The 18,971-nt window shown below is 70.7% G+C and carries 16 protein-coding genes and 1 pseudogene; 13 read left to right on the forward strand and 4 right to left on the reverse strand.

What is annotated here, in order from left to right; translation table 11 throughout:
• Positions 1-8: 8 nt before the first annotated feature.
• From JIX56_RS08145 to JIX56_RS08165, 5 genes are all read left to right on the forward strand, one after another.
• Positions 9-1,052 carry an ABC transporter substrate-binding protein gene (locus JIX56_RS08145; RefSeq protein WP_257538095.1) on the forward strand — a complete coding sequence of 348 codons (1,044 nt, stop codon included), beginning with the start codon at positions 9-11 and terminating at the stop codon, positions 1,050-1,052.
• A 4-nt stretch (positions 1,053-1,056) separates the two neighbouring features.
• Positions 1,057-1,893: an ABC transporter ATP-binding protein gene (locus JIX56_RS08150; protein ID WP_257538096.1), complete on the forward strand. Its 837-nt coding sequence runs from the start codon at positions 1,057-1,059 to the stop codon at positions 1,891-1,893.
• Positions 1,890-2,888, forward strand: a complete 999-nt coding sequence (locus JIX56_RS08155) for an ABC transporter permease (protein ID WP_257538097.1) — start codon at positions 1,890-1,892, stop codon at positions 2,886-2,888. Before JIX56_RS08150 ends, JIX56_RS08155 begins: the two co-directional genes overlap by 4 nt.
• 69 nt (positions 2,889-2,957) lie before the next feature.
• On the forward strand, positions 2,958-4,313 hold the full coding sequence (locus tag JIX56_RS08160; protein WP_257538098.1) for an LLM class flavin-dependent oxidoreductase: 1,356 nt from the start codon (positions 2,958-2,960) through the stop codon (positions 4,311-4,313).
• A gap of 113 nt (positions 4,314-4,426) precedes the next feature.
• Positions 4,427-5,326: a TauD/TfdA dioxygenase family protein gene (locus tag JIX56_RS08165; protein ID WP_257538099.1), complete on the forward strand. Its 900-nt coding sequence runs from the start codon at positions 4,427-4,429 to the stop codon at positions 5,324-5,326.
• A 183-nt stretch (positions 5,327-5,509) separates the two neighbouring features.
• On the opposite strand, the gene JIX56_RS08170 is transcribed toward JIX56_RS08165, so the two are convergent.
• Positions 5,510-7,117: an IucA/IucC family protein gene (locus tag JIX56_RS08170; protein WP_257538100.1), complete on the reverse strand. Its 1,608-nt coding sequence runs from the start codon at positions 7,115-7,117 to the stop codon at positions 5,510-5,512.
• A gap of 163 nt (positions 7,118-7,280) precedes the next feature.
• Between JIX56_RS08170 and JIX56_RS08175 the strand changes: the two genes are divergently transcribed.
• The 3 genes from JIX56_RS08175 to JIX56_RS08185 all read left to right on the forward strand — a co-directional run bounded on the left by JIX56_RS08175 (position 7,281) and on the right by JIX56_RS08185 (position 10,970).
• Positions 7,281-8,783, forward strand: coding sequence for an IucA/IucC family protein (locus tag JIX56_RS08175; protein WP_257538101.1), 1,503 nt, complete (start codon positions 7,281-7,283; stop codon positions 8,781-8,783).
• 97 nt (positions 8,784-8,880) lie between these two features.
• Complete coding sequence (locus JIX56_RS08180; protein WP_257538102.1) at positions 8,881-10,158, forward strand: VWA domain-containing protein; 1,278 nt, start codon at positions 8,881-8,883, stop codon at positions 10,156-10,158.
• Positions 10,158-10,970, forward strand: coding sequence for a hypothetical protein (locus JIX56_RS08185; RefSeq protein WP_257538103.1), 813 nt, complete (start codon positions 10,158-10,160; stop codon positions 10,968-10,970). The genes JIX56_RS08180 and JIX56_RS08185 overlap by 1 nt, the downstream gene beginning before the upstream one ends.
• Before the next feature lie 492 nt (positions 10,971-11,462).
• Here the strand turns inward: JIX56_RS08185 and JIX56_RS08190 are convergent, their stop codons facing one another.
• On the reverse strand, positions 11,463-12,095 hold the full coding sequence (locus tag JIX56_RS08190) for a winged helix-turn-helix transcriptional regulator (RefSeq protein ID WP_257538104.1): 633 nt from the start codon (positions 12,093-12,095) through the stop codon (positions 11,463-11,465).
• An 87-nt stretch (positions 12,096-12,182) separates the two neighbouring features.
• Here JIX56_RS08190 and JIX56_RS08195 point away from each other — a divergent pair, with 87 nt between their 5' ends.
• The 3 genes from JIX56_RS08195 to JIX56_RS08205 all read left to right on the forward strand — a co-directional run bounded on the left by JIX56_RS08195 (position 12,183) and on the right by JIX56_RS08205 (position 14,629).
• Positions 12,183-13,391, forward strand: a complete 1,209-nt coding sequence (locus tag JIX56_RS08195; protein ID WP_257538105.1) for a pyridoxal phosphate-dependent aminotransferase — start codon at positions 12,183-12,185, stop codon at positions 13,389-13,391.
• Between the two features lie 61 nt (positions 13,392-13,452).
• Positions 13,453-13,986 carry an HAD domain-containing protein gene (locus tag JIX56_RS08200; protein WP_257538106.1) on the forward strand — a complete coding sequence of 178 codons (534 nt, stop codon included), beginning with the start codon at positions 13,453-13,455 and terminating at the stop codon, positions 13,984-13,986.
• A gap of 43 nt (positions 13,987-14,029) precedes the next feature.
• Positions 14,030-14,629, forward strand: a complete 600-nt coding sequence (locus JIX56_RS08205; protein WP_257538107.1) for a histidine phosphatase family protein — start codon at positions 14,030-14,032, stop codon at positions 14,627-14,629.
• A gap of 28 nt (positions 14,630-14,657) precedes the next feature.
• Here the strand turns inward: JIX56_RS08205 and JIX56_RS08210 are convergent.
• Positions 14,658-15,582 (reverse strand): annotated as a pseudogene (locus tag JIX56_RS08210) (hypothetical protein).
• A gap of 289 nt (positions 15,583-15,871) precedes the next feature.
• Between JIX56_RS08210 and JIX56_RS08215 the strand changes: the two are divergent.
• Positions 15,872-16,531 (forward strand): hypothetical protein, encoded by a 660-nt coding sequence (locus tag JIX56_RS08215; RefSeq protein ID WP_257538108.1) that lies wholly within the window; start codon positions 15,872-15,874, stop codon positions 16,529-16,531.
• A 119-nt stretch (positions 16,532-16,650) separates the two neighbouring features.
• Positions 16,651-17,073: an acyl-CoA thioesterase gene (locus JIX56_RS08220; RefSeq protein ID WP_257538109.1), complete on the forward strand. Its 423-nt coding sequence runs from the start codon at positions 16,651-16,653 to the stop codon at positions 17,071-17,073.
• Positions 17,074-17,184: 111 nt separating this feature from the next.
• Here JIX56_RS08220 and JIX56_RS08225 read toward each other — a convergent pair whose 3' ends face one another.
• Positions 17,185-18,876 (reverse strand): peroxidase family protein, encoded by a 1,692-nt coding sequence (locus JIX56_RS08225; protein WP_257538110.1) that lies wholly within the window; start codon positions 18,874-18,876, stop codon positions 17,185-17,187.
• Positions 18,877-18,971: the final 95 nt, after the last annotated feature.

Here is an 18,971-nt window from a genome sequence, read left to right on the forward strand (position 1 = left end):
ACATTTCCATGGCCACGACCGTATCGACCCGACGCCAGTTTCTCTCCCTGCTCGGTCTTTCCGCGGTGGCCGTGAGCTGCGGCACGACCGCGACCGGGGCCACTTCCGGCAAGAACCAGACGAAGACCCTCAGATACCAGGGATGGGCAGGCCAGGTCACTTTGCCGGAGTTGGCCGAGGACCTCGGCTATGTGGAGGACGTGAAGCTGGAGTGGGTCGGCAACACCATCAGCGGGCCGCAGGACATCCAGTCCGCGGCCACGGGCCAGGTCGACTTCGGCGGCGCGTTCAACGGCGCGGTCGTCAAACTGGCCGCGAACAACGCCCCCATCAAGGCGGTCATCAGCTACTACGGCTCCGACAAGTACGCCTACAGCGGCTACTACGTCCTCGAGGACAGCCCGATCCGCTCGGCCAGGGACCTGGTCGGCAAGAAGGTCGGGATGAACACCCTCGGAGCCCACTCCGAAGCCATGCTCGACATCTATCTGCAGAGAGGCGGCCTGTCCCGGGCACAGATCGGCGATGTCGAGCCACTCGTGGTTCCACCGGTCAACACCGAGCAGACGCTGCGCCAGAAGCAGATCGACGTGGCCGTGCTCGGCGGCATTCTGCGCGACAAGGCACTGGCGACCGGGGGCATCCGCCCGCTGTTCACCGACTATGAGCTGCTCGGCGCATTCAGCGCTGGAACCTACGTGATGACGGACCGCTTCCTGAAGCAGAACCCCGACACGGCCCGAATCTTCGTCACCGCCGTGGGGCGGGCCATCGAGTGGACCCGTTCCACTCCGCACGAAGAGGTCGTCGCCCGGATGACGGACATCGTGAAGAAGCGCGGCCGCAATGAGGACACCGCACCCCTGAAGTTCTGGCGGTCCTACGGCGTCGCCGAGAAGGCGGGGCTGATCACCGGCAAGGAACTCCAGTTGTGGATCGACTGGCTGGCCGACCGCGGTGACATCAAGAAGGGCCAGGTCACGTTGTCGGACCTGTACACCAACGAGTTCAACGGCAACCAGAAGTCCTCCGCCGCGACGAGCGGGAGCTGATCTCATGCCGGAATCCACCACACCCAAGATCGTGTTCGAGGACGTACGGAAGGAATTCACCGTCAAGGACCGGACGAGGGCCCGGCAGGCAACCCGGTTCACCGCACTCGAAGGCATCGATCTGGAGATAGCCGCCGGCGAGTTCACCGTCCTGGTCGGTCCCAGCGGCTGCGGAAAATCGACGCTGCTGGATCTGCTCGGCGGCCTCACCCAACCCACCGGCGGACGGATCCTGCTGGACGGCGAACCCGTCACCGGACCGGGCCTGGACCGGGGCATCGTGTTCCAGCAATACGCGCTGCTGCCGTGGCGCACGGCGCAGGGCAACGTCGAGTTCGGTCTGGAGGCCACCGGCGTCCCACGACGTCAACGGGCCGCACGCGCCAGGGAGTTCCTGGACCTGGTCGGCCTGACGGGGTTCGAGGACCGCCATCCCCATGAGCTGTCGGGTGGGATGCGGCAGCGGGTGGCGATCGCCCGCAGCCTCGCCTACGACCCCGATGTGTTGCTGATGGACGAGCCGTTCGCCGCGCTGGACGCCCAGACCCGGGAGTCGCTGCAGGACGAACTGCTGCGCATCTGGCAACGCACCGGCAAGACCGTCGTCTTCATCACGCACGGCATCGACGAGGCCGTCTACCTGGGACAGCGCGTCGCCGTCATGACATCCAGGCCGGGCCGCATCAAACAGATCGTGCCGGTCGCCTTCGACTCCCGCACGGCGACGGACGACCTCCGTTCCAGTCCCGAGTTCGCGCGACACCGGCACGAGATCTGGTCGCTGCTGCACGACGAGGTGGCCAGGGCCCAGCAGTTGGAGAAGGAGGAAGCTTCCGTATGAGCCCCACAACCGGCACGGCCACCGAGAAGACCACGACGCCGGGCGCTGCGCGCGCCGCCGAGCCCGTCCCGGCCGCTTCTTCCCCCGCTTCCCCCGCTTCCCCCGCTGCCTCCGCTGTATCTGCTGTATCTGCTGCCTCCGCTGTATCCGCGCCGCCTGAGGCAGCGCCGCCGGACGCGCGCCGAGTTCTCTCCCGGACGGCCCATGTCCGCCTGGCGGCCCGCCGACTGCCGTACCTGCTGGTCAAGGGGGCGACCAGGTCCGTTGCGATCGTGGCTCTGCTCCTGCTGTGGGAGACCGCACCGCGACTCGGCCTGGTCGACCGGACCTTCCTGCCGCCGTTCAGCGAGGTCGCGCGCGCCTGGTGGGGGCTGGCCGCCGACGGTCAGCTCGCCGACAACACCCGTGCCAGCCTGGTGCGCTCGTTCAGCGGATTCGGGCTCGCCGTGGCCGTCGCCGTGCCGCTCGGCCTGCTGATCGGCTGGTACCGGCCGGTCGCCGACCTCCTCGGACCGCTCCTTGAGGTGTTCCGCAACACCGCCGCCCTGGCCCTGCTGCCGGTGTTCGTACTGCTGCTGGGCATCGGCGAGACATCGAAGATCTCCATCGTGGTGTACGCCTGCACCTGGCCGATCCTGCTCAACACCATCAGCGCGGTCCGCAACGTCGACCCGACCCTGCTGAAGCTGGCGAAGTCGATGGATCTGCCCGCGCCCCGCCTGTTCCAGAAAGTCATCCTGCCGGCCTCTGTACCGGTGATGTTCACCGGAATCCGGCTGGCCGGAGCGGTGTCCATCCTGGTGCTGGTCGCCGCCGAGATGATCGGCGCCAAGGCGGGCCTCGGCTATCTGATCAACGCCTCGCAGTACAACTTCGCCATCCCGCAGATGTACGCGGGCATCATCACGATCTCCGCCATCGGCGTGATCTTCAACCAGTTCCTGGTGACCGTGGAACGGCGGCTCAGCTCCTGGCGCGTACCCGCCAACAGCTGACCGGCCTCCGTCCTCCCCTCCTCCCCCTGTCACCCGCTCGTCTCGCAGCCCCCCGATCCGAGGAACGCCATGACCGCGACCAGCCCCCGACGCCTGCGTCTCAACGCCTTCCTGATGAACGCCGGCCATCACGACGCCGCCTGGCGCCACCCCCGGACCCAGCCCGAACGGGTCACCGATCTGCGCTACTTCCAGCAGCTCGCGCAAACCGCCGAGCGCGGCCTGCTCGACTCGGTCTTCCTCGCCGACGGCCTCGCCCTGTGGGGCAAGGTCCGGCACAACGCCCTCGGCGGCTTCGAACCGCTCACCTTGCTGTCGGCACTGGCGGCGGTCACCGAGCACGTCGGCCTGATCGCCACCGTCTCCACCACCTTCAACGAGCCCTTCCACACGGCCCGCAAGTTCGCCTCCCTGGACCACATCAGCGGCGGCCGGGCCGGCTGGAACATCGTCACCTCCGGCACCTTGAACGAGGCCCGCAACTTCAGCCAGGAGGAGCACCTCGAACACGGGCTGCGCTACGAGCGGGCGCGGGAGTTCGTCGAGGTCGCCACCAAGCTGTGGGACAGCTGGGAGGACGACGCGATCCTGCTCGACCGTGAGCGGGGCGTCTACGCCGACACGGACAAGGTGCGGGAGGTGAACCACCGCGGGGAGTACTTCGGGGTGCAGGGCCCGCTGAACGTGCCGCGCAGCCCGCAGGGATACCCGCTGCTGGTGCAGGCCGGTTCGTCGGAGGACGGCAAGGAGTTCGCCGCCCAGCACGCCGAGGCCGTCTTCACCGCCCAGCAGACCCTCGCCGACGGCCAAGCCTTCTACAAGGACCTCAAGTCACGGCTCGCCCGCTACGGCCGCACCGAGGACCAGCTGCTGGTGCTTCCCGGCATCGCCCCCGTCATCGGCTCGACCGAGGCGGAAGCCCGAGCGCTGGAGCGGGAACTGACGGAACTACAGGTGCCGGAGTACGGGCTGGCCCAGCTGTCCGGGATGCTCGGCACCGACCTGACCGGGCTCCCGCTGGACGGGCCGCTGCCCGAGCTCCCCGAGGAGCGGGACATCAACGGCAACAAGAGCCGCTTCACGCTCGTCGCCGAACTCGCCCACCGCGACGGCCTCACCCTGCGCGAACTCATCGCCCGCCTCGGAGCCGGCCGCGGCCACCGCGCCGTCGCCGGAACCCCGGAACAGATCGCCGACCAGCTCCAGGAGTGGTTCACCCAGGGTGCCGCCGACGGCTTCAACATCATGCCGCCGCATCTGCCGGGCGGTCTGGAGGACTTCGTCGACCACGTGGTGCCCATCCTCCAGCGGCGTGGCCTGTTCCGTACCGAGTACACCGGCCGCACCCTGCGCGAGAACTACGGCCTGCCCCGTCCCGCCAACCGGCTGGCCGCGGCGGCCGTAGGAGAAGGGCAACCCGCATGACTGCCCTCCCCTGGGACCCCCGGGGCCCCAGGGAACCTCCCTGCCCATCACCTCCTGACGACCTCCCGACCGATCACCTCTCCATGATCACTTCCTGAAAGGAACACCCGCACATGACCACCAGCACCGGCTTCGACATCCGCAGGATCGGCGGCCGTATCGGCGCCGAGATCCTCGGCGTGGACCTCTCGGCCGACCTCGACCCCGCCATCGTCACCGAGATCAACTCCGCTCTCCTGGAACACAAGGCACTCGTCTTCCGCGACCAGAACCTTGACGACGCGGGCCAGCTCCGCTTCGCCTCCCTCTTCGGCGAACTCACCACCGCGCACCCCACCGTGCCTTCCGTCGACGGCCGGCCGCAGATCCTGCCCGTCGACGGCGACGAGGGCATCCGCGCCAACCACTGGCACACGGACGTCACCTTCGTCCGTACGCCCCCGAAGGCGTCCACGCTGCGCGGCATCGTGATCCCGCCCTACGGCGGCAACACCCTCATCGCCAACGCGGCCGCCGCCTACCGGGACCTGCCCGAGCCACTGCGCGAGCTGGCGGACAAGCTGTGGGCGGTGCACACCAACGACTACGACTACGCCGCCCCGAAGAACGAGAAGGCGGCCGAGCACCGCAGGCGGTTCGTCTCTCGGACGTACCGCACCGCCCACCCGGTCGTCCGCGTCCACTCCGAGACCGGGGAGCGCGGGCTGTTCATCGGCGGCTTCGCCCAGAGCATCGTGGGCCTCGGCCCGTCCGACTCCCGTGACCTGCTGCGCATCTTCCAGTCGTACGTCACACGTCCCGAGAACATCGTGCGCGTGGCCTGGACACCCGGCGACCTCGTCCTGTTCGACAACCGCATCACCCAGCACTACGCCCCCGACGACTACGGCGACCTGCCGCGCCTGCTGCACCGGGTGACCGTCGCGGGCGACGTCCCGGCCGGTGTCGACGGCACTCTCAGCCACGTCATCGAGGGCGACGACGCCTCCCACTACACCCCCGCCACAGCCTGACCCCCACGGGCTGCCGGGCAGGGACACCCGCCTCTGCCCGGCAGCCCGCCCCTCATCATCCAGGTCAGCCATGGACGTAGCCGCATCACCGCAGGTCAGTGCCCCTGGGTGGACAGCTTCACGGTCACTTCGCGCAGCACACGGGCCACTGCAGAACCGGATTGCCGTCGTGCACGATCACACTCACCGCGTCTGAACAGGTTCTCGACAGAACGGGTTGGGCACCAGCAGGTACCGGGCGTCCGCCCCGTCCGCTCCGGTCCAACGCAGCAGCAGGTTGGTCTTGGCGGGCAGGGTCGGCGAGATGAGGAGGTCCGCGACCTCCGGGATGTCGCGGTGCCGCCCCAGCTCGCGTCGTACGGCGGGCCAGGGGTCGATGCCCGGGTGGTGTTCGGACACGGCTGCCGCGATCTCCAGGATGTTGTTGACGACCAGGCAGTACACCAGCCGCTCCCAGCCCGCCGCGCGGGTCACGTCCGGCAGGAGCTTCACACCCTCGGCGTCGCGGTACAGGACCCGGACGGGGGTGCCGGCGGGGTCGCAGGCGACGACGGTGTTCTGGAGGTGGGCTTCGAGGACGACGCCGTGCCGGTGGAAGGCGCCGAGGGCCGGGGGCACGACCGCGCGCAGATACGCCTCCCACCAGGCCTCGGGGTCGGCGGTGCCGGCCGGCGGACTGCCGGGGAAGGCTTCGGTGCTCTCGGTGAGGGCGGCGGCGAGGAAGGGGGTCGTGCCGGGGGCCAGATGGCCGCCCAGCCCGTCCCGCACCAGGACCGCCAGCTCCTCGAAGGCGAAGTCGGCCGTGCGGTATCCGCGGTCGCTCAGCCAGGCACCCGGCAGTTCGGCGAAGGCCGCGGTGACCGCCCTGTCCGTACGGCGCAGCTTGAGCAGGTCGTGGCGCCACAGACGGCGGATGTCGTTGGTGATGCGTACGTCCAGGCTGAACTTGAGGAAGAGGTCGGCCTCGGCGGACCGGCCGGGGGTGCCCCCCGGGACGTACACCGTGCGGATCGCCGCCGTGGGCCAGACCTCGCCGTCCGTCCGACCCAGCCTCACGAGGCGGCCGTCGGCGAAGGCATCGGTCAACTCCCGTCCCACGAGATCGAGTTGCCAGGGGTGGGCGGGCAGGAGGCGGTACCCGGGCGGGGCCGTGCCGAGGCTGTCGAGGGCGGTCGTGTCGCCCTCCTCGACCACCGCGTCCTCCCGGACCCCGAGCAGCGTCAGCGGGAAGTCGGCGTACGCCTCGGGCGCGTACGGCAGCCAGCCGGCGACCGGGCCGCCACCGCGAGCCTTGGGGGCGGGGTGGTAGGGATGCCCGGTGATCAGGGACTGTTCGGAACGGCGGTACGGGTCCTCGGGGGCCGGTGTGCGGCCGCGCGCGGCGAGGAGGGCGGCCACGGCCTCGCGGCTGTCGAGCATCTCGGCGGGCAGTTCGGAGTTGGACAGGCCGGTGCGGGCGCGGAGTTCCTCGGCGGCGAGTTTGACGAGTTCGGCGTGGGTGAGCGGCTGCCAGGCGCCCGCCGCGAACACCTCGGGGCCGGTGGGGCGGCGCGTGCCGCGCACGCGCAGGAGGCGGCCGCCGGCTGTGAGCCTGTGCACTCCGGTCGCGCCCGGCTCGACCTGTTCCACCGCTCCGATCGCCTCCTGGTCGACCTGCTCCGCCGCCTCCCGTCCGACCGCCTCCTGATCGACGGGCTCCGCCACCTCCCGCAGGAGACAGTTCAGCAGCGGTGCGGCGGCGTGGGCGTCGGCGGCGGTGCCGACGTCGTCGCGGGGCGGGGTGGCGTCCACGGGGTCCCTTCGTTCCCTACGGTGCGTTCCATACGGTGCGTTCGTGATCAGTATGTCTGCCCGGCATGCGTCGCGGCGGAGGCATGCGGGCAGTGGTCGTACGCCGATACCGATGCAGGTTCCGTACCCTCCGCCACCGTCCCCGCACCCGAGGAGCCCGTCCGTGGACCGTCACCCGATGTCCGACGCCGAGGCGGCGCTCGGCGCCGAGCTGGGCGCCGTGCGCCCCGATCTGACGCTGCCCTGCACGACCGCGCTGCCCGGTGCCCGGGCGGCCGTGCTGTCCCGGCTGTGGCGGGGCCTCGTCCATGAGCCGCTGCCCTGGGTGGTGCGCCGGGAGGCGGCCGGGGACGACGGGATCACGCTCCACCTCGCCGACGGCCGCCGGCTGCACGGCCCGCCCGTGGACCCGTACGACACCTCCGCGCACACCTCCGAAGTACGGCTCGACGAGCGGTCGCACGACCGTCCGGCGCGGCTCATGTCGGCCCTCGCCGTGCCGCACAGCGCGGCCTTCGCCGCCGAACTCGACCACAGTGTGGCCTCGTTGGCCCTGTCCCGCGCGAATCAGCGGACGGCTGTCACGTCCCCCGTGGCCGACTGGGAGTGGGAGCAGCGGATCGTCGACGGCCACCCGTTCCACCCCAACTGCCGTTCCCGGCCCGGTTTTTCGGCGGGGGACCAGCTCGCCTACGGGCCGGAGCACGGGCAGGTGGTACGGCTGGGGCTCGCGCCGGTGGAGGACGCGCTGGTCGTCGGGGAGTGGCCGCAATGGTTGCGGGACCGTGGACGGGTGCTGGTTCCGGTGCACCCGTGGCAGGCGGCCCATGTGCTCAAGTCCGCCTTGGGAGAGGTGATCGAGGCCCATCCGCTGATGTCCCTGCGGACCCTCGCCCTCCCGGACGGCGGCCCGCACGTCAAGACAGCGCTGAGCGCCCGGCTGACCTCCTCCGTGCGGGACATCTCGGTCTACTCGATCGAGACCTCGGCGATCGTCTCGGACTTCATGGCGGAGGTGGCCGCCCGCACGGACGGGCTGCTGCACGTGACCCGCACGCTCGGCGCGGTCACCGCCGGTTCGCCGGATCTGGCGGCGGTGCTGCGGGAGTCGCCGGAGACGTACGCGGACACGGCGACCGGTGAGCGCGTCGTACCGGTGGCGGCGCTCGCGACGACCGAGCTGCCCCGGTCGCCGTCCTGGCTGGCTGACTTCGCCCGACTCGCGCTCACGGTCTGCCTCCGGCTCCTCGACCTGGGCGTGGCCCTGGAGGCACACGGTCAGAACCTCCTGGTGGTGCTGTCCCCGTCGGGTGCCCCCCGCCGCCTCGTCTACCGCGACCTCGCGGACATCCGGGTCAGCCCGGCGCGCCTCGCCCGGCACGGCATCGCGGCCCCGGCGATGAGCGGCCGCATCATCACGGACGACGAGACCACCCTGCGCCGCAAGCTGTTCGGGGCCCTGATCACGGGCACTCTGGGCGCCACGGCCGGTTCGACGCCCGTCCTGCGCGAGGCGCTCTCCACCGCCGTACGGGATCTGCCGCGCACCGCCGATCTCCGCACGCTGTTGGAGGGGCCGGTACCGACGAAGGCGTTGACGCTGATGCGACTTTCGCCGGAGCGGCCCGGCGACATCTGGGCGGAGGTGCCGAGTCCGCTGCGGTGAGCGGCAGACCCCCGGGGGAGGCCGGGACCGGTTGTCCACCTCGTGAACAGCCGGTCTCGTTTTGAAGCGTGGCCCCTTGGATCAATAGGATCCGCCGATGATCACAAGACAACGGTTGGCAGCAGGGGTGCTCGTCCTGCTCGCCGCCCTGACGGCCGGGATCGCGGTCCCGTCCACGGCCGTCGCCGACGAGACCACGGCCACGGCGCCCAAGGTCAACCTTCTGCTGGACGTCAGCGGTTCGATGCGGGCGAAGGACATCGACGGGCAGTCCCGCATGGCCGCGGCGAAGCAGGCGTTCAACGAGGTGCTGGACGCCACGCCCGAGGAGGTCCAGCTCGGCATCCGTACCCTCGGCGCCAACTACCCGGGCGACGACCGGAAGACGGGCTGCAAGGACACCGCGCAGCTCTACCCGGTGGGGCCGCTGGACCGCACCGAGGCGAAGACGGCGGTGGCGACGCTGACGCCGACCGGCTGGACCCCGATCGGGCCCGCGCTGCTGAAGGCGGCCGACGACCTGGAGGGCGGCGAAGGCACCAAGCGCATCGTGCTGATCAGTGACGGCGAGGACACCTGCGCCCCGCTCGACCCGTGCGAGGTGGCCCGCGAGATCGCGGCGAAGGGCATCGGACTGACCATCGACACGCTCGGCCTGGTCCCGAACGCCAAGATGCGGCTCCAGCTGAGCTGCATCGCCGAGGCGACCGGCGGCACATACACCTCGATCGAGCACCGCGACGAACTCACCGACCGCGTCAACCAGTTGGTCGACCGTGCCGCCGACCCGGTGGTCGTGCCGAAGGCCGTCGAGGGCGCCGAGGCATGCGCGGAGGCGCCCACGCTCACGTCGGGTCTGTACACCGACCGCGAGGAGTTCGGCCGGCAGCGCTGGTACCGCGTGGACGTGAAGCCGGGCCAGGAGCTGCGCGCCTCGGTGAGCGTCGCGGCCGACCGCGAGGTCAACCCGGACTACGGGGTGCTGCTGCGCGCGGTGACACTCAAGAACCGCGAGATCGTCCGCGGTGAGGCGGCGGGCAACGGCCGTACCGATGTCGTCTCGACGGGCCTGCGCTATCCGAAGGCGGAGGCCGAGAACGCAGAGGACTCAGCGGACGAGGACGTCACCGAGACCGTGTGCCTCCAGGTGACCAACTCCTACTCTCCGGCGAGCGGCGTGAAGACCACGCCCGGTCTGCCGCTCGAAATCACCGTCGACGTCGTGGACGGGCCCGACCAGGCGAGCGATGTCGCCTCCTTCGGCCTCGGCCGCGGCTGGTGGCTGCTCGGTGTGCTGGTGCTCGTCGGGTTCCTGGCGGGTGTGCTGTGGGGCTGGCTGTCACGCTGGCGGCTCGCGGTCTGGAGGACCAACTGATGCGGATCACACGTGTGTTGAGCGCGGCCCTGCTGATGCTCGGCCTGGCTGTCTCTCCGGCCTTCGCCGACTCCACCCCCTCCGCGAGCCCGTCGGAGGACGGTGACGCGCCCACCGAGGCGGGCACCTCCTTCCGTACGGCCACGGAGTTCGAGCAGGGCGAGACCGCGACGGCGGGCGCCTCGACCGGCGACTACCTGTACTGGTCGTTCCCGGCCGACGCCGGGCAGCGGCCCACCGTACGGGCGACCGTCAAGCTGCCCGAGGGGGCCCAGTCCTCCTCCACCTGGCAGATCGACGTGTACGACGGGCTGCGGCGCCGCCAGGCCTGCCAGTACGGCGCCCAGACCCGGACCGCGGGGGCGGCGGCGACCTCCGTCGAGCTGTCCTGTACCCTGCGCACGGTCCGTGCCTGGTCGGAGCAGTGGTCCGACGACCCGCTGCCCGGCACGTACTACATCCGCCTGACCACCACCCGGCTGGCCACGGCCGACCTCGGCCTGCCCGTCGACACCGAGATCCAGGCCGACTCCAAGGACATCGGCGGTTCCGCCGCGGTCGACGGCTCACTGGCGCAGCCGCTGGTCCCGGGCATCGCCGTGACCTCCCAGAAGGAGGACGAGGACTCCTCGGCCGAGGCCGTCCTCTCCTCCCTGGAACCCGACGACGGCTGGGCGTCGGGCTGGTGGAGCGACCGCTGGGTATGGACGGCGCTCGGCGCGGCCCTGGCCGCGTTGGCGGGCATCGGCGGGTACACCCTGACCCGGGGGTCGGGCCGACCCGCGAGGGTGCCCCCGCCGCCGGGAGCCTGACCCTCCGTCAAGGTCCCGCCGAACCATGCCGGTTCGGCGGGCCTGCGCCGGGACCGCGCCCCTTCGACCCCATCCGCGGGTCCGGGGGGCTTCTCGCGCAGTTCCCCGCGCCCCTAAAAGATCAGGCCCTGTGGGCCTGACGGACCACGGGGCTGCGGGCCGAAAGACGACGGGGCTGCGGGCCGAAAGACGACAGGGCTGCGGGCCGAAAGACGACAGGGCTGCGGGCCGAAAGACGACAGGGCTGCGGGCCGAAAGACGACAGGGCTGCGGGCCGAAAGACGACAGGGCTGCGGGCCGAAAGACGACAGGGCTGCGGGCCGAAAGACGACAGGGCTGCGGGCCGAAAGACGACAGGGCTGCGGGCCGAAAGACGACAGGGCTGCGGGCCGAAAAGCAAGGGGCGCAGCCCCTGCTTTTCAGGGGCGCGGGGAACTGCGCGACCAGCCCCCACCCACCCGCAGCCGACGACGACGGACCCCACACCCTCGCTCAGGCCTCCCGCAACTCCTTGGCCAGCGCCCCCTCTCCCCCCACCTCGACCCGCCCCGATCGAACGGCATCCCTCAGCCCCAACTCCCCCCGGCCAACCGCACCGCAGGTCTCCGTGTCGAACGAAAGCCGCGCGTCCGGCTCCTCGGGAGCAGGCCCGTCCCCGTACAACGGCCCCTCCTCGGAACCGACCCGGAGATGGAACTGCCCTTCCTCCAGTTGGACTTCGACGAGTCCCGCACTCCCCCCGCCGAACCCCCGCGACAACGGCAACGCGAACCAGTGCGCCCGTACCGCGTCCGTCGGCCGGCGCTCCCCGAGCGCACTCTCGCCCCACGCCCCCAGCGCCTGCAGCACCGGCAGCAACTCCCGCCCCCGCCCGGTGAGTTCGTACACGTACGCCGCACCCGGCGGCGGCAGCCGGCGCCGTGTCGACAGCCCGTCCCGCTCCATGTCCTTCAGTCGCGACGCGAGGACGTCCGTGCTGACGCCCGGCAGATCCGCGTGCAGGTCCGTGTAGCGGCGCGGGCCGGCCAGCAGTTCACGCACGATCAGCAGGGTCCAGCGGTCACCGACGAGGTCGAGTGCCCGGGCGGCGGAACAGTACTGGTCGTAGCTTCGACGAGGTGACATGGGACGCAGTCTAGACATGTCGTTGGACTTTCCAAGCTCGAACTTGGTAAAACCAAGCAACACACGAATCCGGAGGGGCGAGCGCGCATGGAATTCCGGCAGTCGAACAAGCTCAGCGAGGTCTGTTACGAGATCCGCGGCCCGGTGATCGAGCACGCCGACGCGCTGGAGAAGGCGGGCCACAGCGTGCTGCGCCTGAACACCGGCAACCCCGCACTGTTCGGCTTCGAGGCGCCGGAGGAGATCCTCCAGGACATGATCCGCATGCTGCCGCAGGCGCACGGCTACACCGACTCGCGCGGCATCCTCTCCGCCCGCCGGGCCGTCGCCCAGCGCTACCAGACCCTCGGCCTGGAGGTCGGCGTCGACGACGTCTTCCTCGGCAACGGCATCTCCGAGCTGATCTCGATGGCCGTACAGGCGCTGGTCGAGGACGGCGACGAAATCCTCATCCCCGCCCCGGACTTCCCCCTCTGGACGGCGGTGACGACCCTCGCCGGCGGCAAGGCGGTCCACTACCTCTGCGACGAACAGGCCGACTGGTACCCGGACCTGGACGACATGGCGTCCAAGATCACGGACCGCACCAAGGCCGTGGTCATCATCAACCCGAACAATCCCACCGGCGCCGTCTACCCGAAGGAGATCATCGAGGGCATCCTCGACCTGGCCCGCCGCCACGGCCTGATGGTCTTCGCCGACGAGATCTACGACCAGATCCTGTACGACGACGCCGTGCACCACTCGGTCGCCGCGCTCGCCCCCGACCTGGTCGTCCTGACCTTCTGCGGCCTGTCGAAGACGTACCGGGTGGCCGGCTTCCGCTCGGGCTGGCTGGTGGTCACCGGCCCGAAACAGCACGCGAAGAACTACCTGGAGGGCCTGACCATGCTGGCCTCCATGCGGCTGTGCGCCAACGCGCCCGCGCAGTACGCCATCCAGGCCGCGCTCGGCGGCCGCCAGTCCATCCACGAGCTGACCGCCCCGGGCGGGCGCCTGCACGAACAGCGCACCGTGGCCTGGGAGAAGCTCAACGAGATCCCGGGTGTGTCGTGCGTGAAGCCGAAGGGCTCGCTGTACGCGTTCCCCCGCCTCGATCCCAAGGTCCACAAGATCCACGACGACGAGAAGTTCGTCCTGGACCTGCTGCTGAGGGAGAAGATCCAGGTCGTCCAGGGCACCGGCTTCAACTGGCCCACCCCCGACCACTTCCGCATCCTCACCCTCCCGTACGCGGACGACCTGGACGCGGCGATCAGCAGGATCGGGCGGTTCCTGAGCGGGTACCGGCAGTAGTCGGCAGCAGGCGGCAGCAGTCCGGGCATCGACGCGTACCGGAGATGGGTAGCCCTTCTCCATGAGCGATCGACCGCTGCTCCTCCTCGACGTCGACGGCCCCCTCAATCCCTTCGGCGCCCGGTTATGGCGTCCACGCGGCTATGTCACGTGCCGAGTGCATCCCGCGAACTGGTCCGCACGGCAGAAACCGGGCTCCCGGCGGCTGCGCCGGGGTCTGCGGATCCGGCTCAACCCGGCACACGGCGAGCGACTGCTCGCGCTGCCGTACGAGTTGGCGTGGGCCACGACGTGGATGCACGAGGCCAACGAGATGATCGGGCCGGTGATCGGGTTGCCGGCCGATCTGCCGGTCATCGAGTTCGGCAACCTCTTCGCCGAGGATCCGGACGGGTTGTACTGGAAGACCCGGCGGGTCCTGGAGTGGGCGGCGGGACGGCCGTTCGTCTGGGTCGACGACATGATCACCGATCTCGACGTACGGCATGTGGCCGAGCACCACGACACGGCGGCGCTGCTGCTGCGGATCGATCCGCGCAGGGGGCTGCGGGAGGAGGAGTTCGCGGAGTTGGAGCGATGGGCCCGTGCCTTGTGAGGCCGGGGGCGGCTTCGGTACGGAGTGCTCGTAGCCTGGGGGCATGGGTGATCTTCTTCTCGTGCGGCACGGTGAGACCGAGTGGTCGGCTTCGGGTCAGCACACCAGCTGGACCGACATCCCACTGACCGCCAACGGGCGGGCGCAGGCGAGCGGCCTCGCCCCGCTGCTCGACTCGCACCGCATCGGCGCCGTGTTCGTCAGCCCCATGAAGCGTGCCCAGGAGACCGCCGAACTGGCCGGGCTCACCGGGGCACGCGTCGACGGGGACCTCGTCGAGTGGGACTACGGCGGGTACGAGGGGATCACGACCGTCGAGATCCATCGCACCCGGCCCGACTGGTTCCTGTTCACGGACGGCGTCGCGCCCGGACCGCCGGAGCATCCCGGGGAGAGCCCCGAGGAGGTCGGGGCGCGCGCCGACCGGATGCTCGCGAGGGTCCACGCGGCGCTGGGGAACACCGAGGGATGCGTGGTGCTGGTGGCCCACGGGCACTTCCTGCGGGTCCTCACCGCGCGCTGGCTGGGGCTGCCCGCGTCGGGCGGGGCGCTGTTCCAACTGGCCACGGGCACGGTCTGCCGACTCGGTACGGAGCATGGGCGTCCGGTCGTCGCCGGGTGGAACATCAGGCCCTCCGCGTAGTGCTGCCGGGTGGAATGTCAGACCGTTCCTAGAGACTGAGCGGGAGTGAGTCCTGTTGCCAGGTCTCATGCTCGGCCGAACGCCCCGGACGGTGTTGGGCGTTCTGGTTGCCCGCGTTCGTTCCGCGTCCGGCGCGCACGGATCGTGTCCGTGGTCCGGGGATGCGGGGGCGGGTTCCCTCACGCACAGGCACTCCTGGTCCGGCCTGGGCGGTCCGATGCCCCACCGCATCACTCCGGTGCTGTGGGGGCGGTGCCGTCCGTCGCCGGATCGGGTGTCCCTGGGCGCGCCTTCCGATCGCCACGGCGGCAGCATCGTGGCGAGTGGTCTTACGGGTTGTGCTGGTGAGTGGCTTCTGCCAGTGCTGGGCACCCCAGCGGCTGGTGTAGGCCGGATCGACAGCGATGACCGTGGTGTCGGGTGTGGGCCAGTTGCTTGCCGCCGCGCACGACGTGCACGATGCCGGCCTCGCGGTCGGCCCGCACGGCAGTCAGCCGGTCCTGAAGCACCCGCAGCCGCCTGGCCTTCGCGTGCCACTCCCGCCTCGACCGATAACCCCCCGGCGCCCCCTTGGTCCCCTGCTGCCCGACCGGCAGGGACAGCCGGTGCTCGATGGTGCGGACGCCGGCTTCCAGGTTCTGCAGGTGCGCCAGCTGGCAGCGGCGGGCCAGCGCCCACTGGTCGTGCGTCGCTTTGGTGATACTGCCCGCCCACCGCGACGACGAGAGCGGCGTCAGCTCCCGCTTACGCACCGCCCACGTCTCAGCGGAGCGCTCCAGGCCGTCCTGACAGCGCACCTTGAGATCCTTCGAAGCGAGCGCCCCCAGATGTGCGCCGACCAAACGCAGCACCTTCTCATCATCCGGTGTCAGCTGCTTGAGACGGGTCCGGATGGCCACACCATGCGGGCCGGACGCGACGAACGGCGCCGCCACAGCCCTCAGCTCACCCACCCTGTCACCCCCGCCCGTACCCACCCCGAAGATCCCGTCGCCATGGGAAACGAGCGTCATCGACGAACGTCACGCATTCGATGAAAGAACGTCAGTTCCCCACCGAAACCGACCCCACCGCCAAGGCACGCCACGACACCGACCCCCCACACCCACTCCCGCTCACCAGAACGCTCTTGAACGCACTCCAGCGGCAGCAGCTCCAAACCCTCCTCGTATTCTTCGAGTGGGTTGATCCACGTTCTCTGCTCGGGTCGGCCCACGGCCGGCTCGGGTGAGGGAGGGTGCCGTGACACGACCGCCGACCGCCGCCCAGCGGCGGATCATCGATGCCGCCGAGCCCGTGACCGGGCGGCTGACGGGTACGGAGATCCAGCTCGCGGCGCTGGTGAAGCGGGGGCTGGCCTTCCGGCATCCGCGCCCGCCGCACGACCACTTCCTGACACCGGCCGGGCATCGCCTGCGGGAGACGGCCGAGGTCGCGGAGAAGGTCCCCGAAACCGCCGTCCCGGCCGCCGCCCCCGCCGAGACCGGTGTCTTCGCCGCGCGGGTCGGCGGCGAGGAGGCCGCCGAGGCCGGGCCGGCGCGTGTACGTGAGGTGCACAGCGCCTGGCAGGGGCTCCTGGAGCTGCGCCGGATGACCAACCCGGGCGGCGCCATGGACCGCCCGTGCGGCTGGGAGCGGACACATCTGGTGCGGGCCGCCGCGCTGGCCCTGGAGGCGGCGGGCCACCGGCCGGCGGGAGCGGACGCGGATGCGGCGGGGGCGGGCGGTGGCTATCGCGTACGGGCCACGCCCCAGCCGGAGGCCGTCGCCGTACGCGAGCCGGACGCCGAGGCGCTGCGGGCCTGCGCGGCGACGCTGGAGAAGGCGGGCTGGCAGGTCGGCGAGCACACGGATCCGCGTACGCGGCAGCGGTATCTGCTGGCGTCGCCGAGGCGGGCGTAGGCCTGTCGCCGGGGAATGCCGTCGGCCACTGGAAGGTTGCCAGGCATGAGCAAGCGCTCAGTAAGCTTGCGCCGTCCTGTTCGCCGTAGATCCGTAGTGGGTCGTAGTAGGGGGCAGTCGTGACCGAGCCGTTTTTCGTTCCAGTGACCGTGCGGGGATACGAGACCGATATACAGGGGCACCTGAACCAGAGCGTGTATCTCCAGTACGGCGAGCATGCGCGGTGGGCGTTGCTGCAGGCGGCCGGGATACGTCAGGCCGATCTGATGGCGAAGGGGGTCGGTCCCGTGGCGCTGGAGACGACGATCAGCTATCGCCGGGAGCTGCTGGCGGGTGACGAGGTCGAGGTGACGTGTGTGTTCGTCTGGGGTGAGGGCAAGACGTTCCGCATCGAGCAGACCGTACGCAGGACGGACGGCACCGTGGCGGCCGAGATCACCGGCGTCGGTGGGCTCATGGACCTGAAGATCCGCAAGCTGGTGGCCGACCCCGGGGAGTATTTCCGGGCCCTGGCGGCCGACCCCTCGCTGTTCGGGTTCTGAGCGTGGCGGGCCCCACGCTGCTCGGACTCTGAACGCGGCGGACCCCCGCCGCCCGGACCGTGCGCACGGGCCCACGGTTCGGACGGCGGGTGAGTCACCGCTTCCTGTCGCTCAGCCCAGCGGGTTGAGCAGAGCCGGGTCGTTCTCGAAGGCGAACAGCAGCAGGTCCGTCATCGTGAACCGGCCCTTCCGGTGGGCCGGGAGGCTCGGGCGCCAGTGCGGGTGCTTCACGATCGACGTCCTGCTGCCCTCCATCGCACGGTGGAAGACCTCGGCGACGAGGGTGCCGCCGACGCCGGTGAGGCGGCCGGGGTGGGCTTCGTTCACCTCGGCCTCGCGCAGGACGTAGAACCACAGCGGGGTGTGCTCCACGAGCTGTGCGCGCTCGGCGTCGGAGAGGCCCTCCAGGACGGCGCCGCCGTCGCCCCGCAGGATCTGGTCCTCCGTCAGCGGCTTGAAGCCCATCTGGGCGGCCAGCTGGGGCCCGGTGGCCAGCTCGACCATCGCGGCCCGCGTGAGGTTGCGGAACGCGAGGTTGCGCTGGATCGGCGGCGGGGCAGGGCGGCCACGACCGTCGAAGGTGCCGGTCGGCAGCGTGGCCAACGGGTCGACGAGCAGCGTGTCGAGACGCTTGGCCACGTTGAACTCGCCCTCGGGCACGACCAGGTCGTCCCGGCCGGTCTCGCCGAAGTCGAACAGCCGACGGAAGTCGACGATCCAGTTGCTCGGCAGCCGCAGGTTCTCCCCGGAGTTCGGGTCGTCGAGGTCGCTCAGGTCGTCCGGGCCCGGCGTGAGGTTGCCCGCCGTGCCGCTGAACCGGAACAGCAGGCCGAGCGAGGCGATCGGGCCCGGTCCGCCCGCACGGAACACGCTGTTCCACTGGTAGGCCCCGCGCACCATGCTGTGTCCGAGCCGGTAGGCGGCGACGGAGAACTCGATGGGCATCGTGGGCAGGTCACCGGGACGGGTGTACCCGGGCCGCTCGAAGTGCTTGCGCCCCCGGGTGAAGACCCGCTCGACGATGTCCGGGTCGACGATGCGCGGCAGGAAGTCGGTGCGCAGCACCCACTGGTAGTGCTTCACGACGATGTCCCGGGCCGCGTGGAACAGCCGGTGCTCGGGCACTCCGCGCTCGGCGAGGTGGTCGACGACGCGGTTGTGGAAGCGGATGAACGCCAGGTGGAGCTGGCCGACGGCCAGGTTCTCGTCGTTGCGCGCGTCCGGGATGAGCGGGGCGCGCTTGTCCGCCTGCGTGCCGCCGGCCGCCTCGCCGGCCCTCGGCAGGTCGAAGCCCTCCTGGTCGATGCTGGCGGGCGGGAACTCGGGCGGGAAGCCCACGCCGAGTGTGGTGCCCGTCTTGAGGCGGCCGTCGGGCTCGTAGAAGCGGGCGCTGCTCGCGTGCTTCGGGCCCATACCGTAGAGCGAGTCCAGGTCGAGGGCGGGGCTGCGCCCCTGCGCCAGGTCCTCGACCGGGACCGGCTCGCCCAGCCCCACCTGGGTGCGGTCCAGTGTCAGGTCGTGGTCGACGAACTGCCCGAGGTACGTGAACCCCGCCGGGATCGCCGTCCCGGGTTCCCCGGAGTCGGGGTCGGCGCCGCCCGTGCCCGTGGTCATGGCCTCGGCCAGCTTGCCGCGCAGTGTCTCGTCGAGCTGGACCCCCTTCTCGCCGAACCGGGAGAAGCGGAAGGCCATCTGCTGCTCGGTCGCGCTAGGTACGCGCGCGATCGCCTCCCCCTTCTCGAACTCCAGGATCCGGCCCTCGTCGACGACGAAGTAGGTCTCGCGATGGTGTCGATGCACCATGTGTGTCCCCGTTCTGTCCCCCGGCTCCGCGAACGGTCGCAACCGGACTTACCGGTTCTCCCCGTGCGTACCGGCCCCCACCGGACGCGAAGCGA

It is taken from the genome of Streptomyces sp. CA-210063 (assembly GCF_024612015.1).
In the GTDB taxonomy this organism is placed as follows: Bacteria; Actinomycetota; Actinomycetes; order Streptomycetales; family Streptomycetaceae; genus Streptomyces.

Coding starts and splice junctions, on each gene's coding strand:
- JIX56_RS08145 (WP_257538095.1), top strand. CDS start 9: ATGGCCACGACCGTATCGACCCGACGCCAGTTTCTCTCCCTGCTCGGT.
- JIX56_RS08150 (WP_257538096.1), top strand. CDS start 1,057: ATGCCGGAATCCACCACACCCAAGATCGTGTTCGAGGACGTACGGAAG.
- JIX56_RS08155 (WP_257538097.1), top strand. CDS start 1,890: ATGAGCCCCACAACCGGCACGGCCACCGAGAAGACCACGACGCCGGGC.
- JIX56_RS08160 (WP_257538098.1), top strand. CDS start 2,958: ATGACCGCGACCAGCCCCCGACGCCTGCGTCTCAACGCCTTCCTGATG.
- JIX56_RS08165 (WP_257538099.1), top strand. CDS start 4,427: ATGACCACCAGCACCGGCTTCGACATCCGCAGGATCGGCGGCCGTATC.
- JIX56_RS08180 (WP_257538102.1), top strand. CDS start 8,881: ATGATCACAAGACAACGGTTGGCAGCAGGGGTGCTCGTCCTGCTCGCC.
- JIX56_RS08185 (WP_257538103.1), top strand. CDS start 10,158: ATGCGGATCACACGTGTGTTGAGCGCGGCCCTGCTGATGCTCGGCCTG.
- JIX56_RS08190 (WP_257538104.1), bottom strand. CDS start 12,095: ATGTCACCTCGTCGAAGCTACGACCAGTACTGTTCCGCCGCCCGGGCA.
- JIX56_RS08195 (WP_257538105.1), top strand. CDS start 12,183: ATGGAATTCCGGCAGTCGAACAAGCTCAGCGAGGTCTGTTACGAGATC.
- JIX56_RS08200 (WP_257538106.1), top strand. CDS start 13,453: ATGAGCGATCGACCGCTGCTCCTCCTCGACGTCGACGGCCCCCTCAAT.
- JIX56_RS08205 (WP_257538107.1), top strand. CDS start 14,030: ATGGGTGATCTTCTTCTCGTGCGGCACGGTGAGACCGAGTGGTCGGCT.
- JIX56_RS08225 (WP_257538110.1), bottom strand. CDS start 18,876: ATGGTGCATCGACACCATCGCGAGACCTACTTCGTCGTCGACGAGGGC.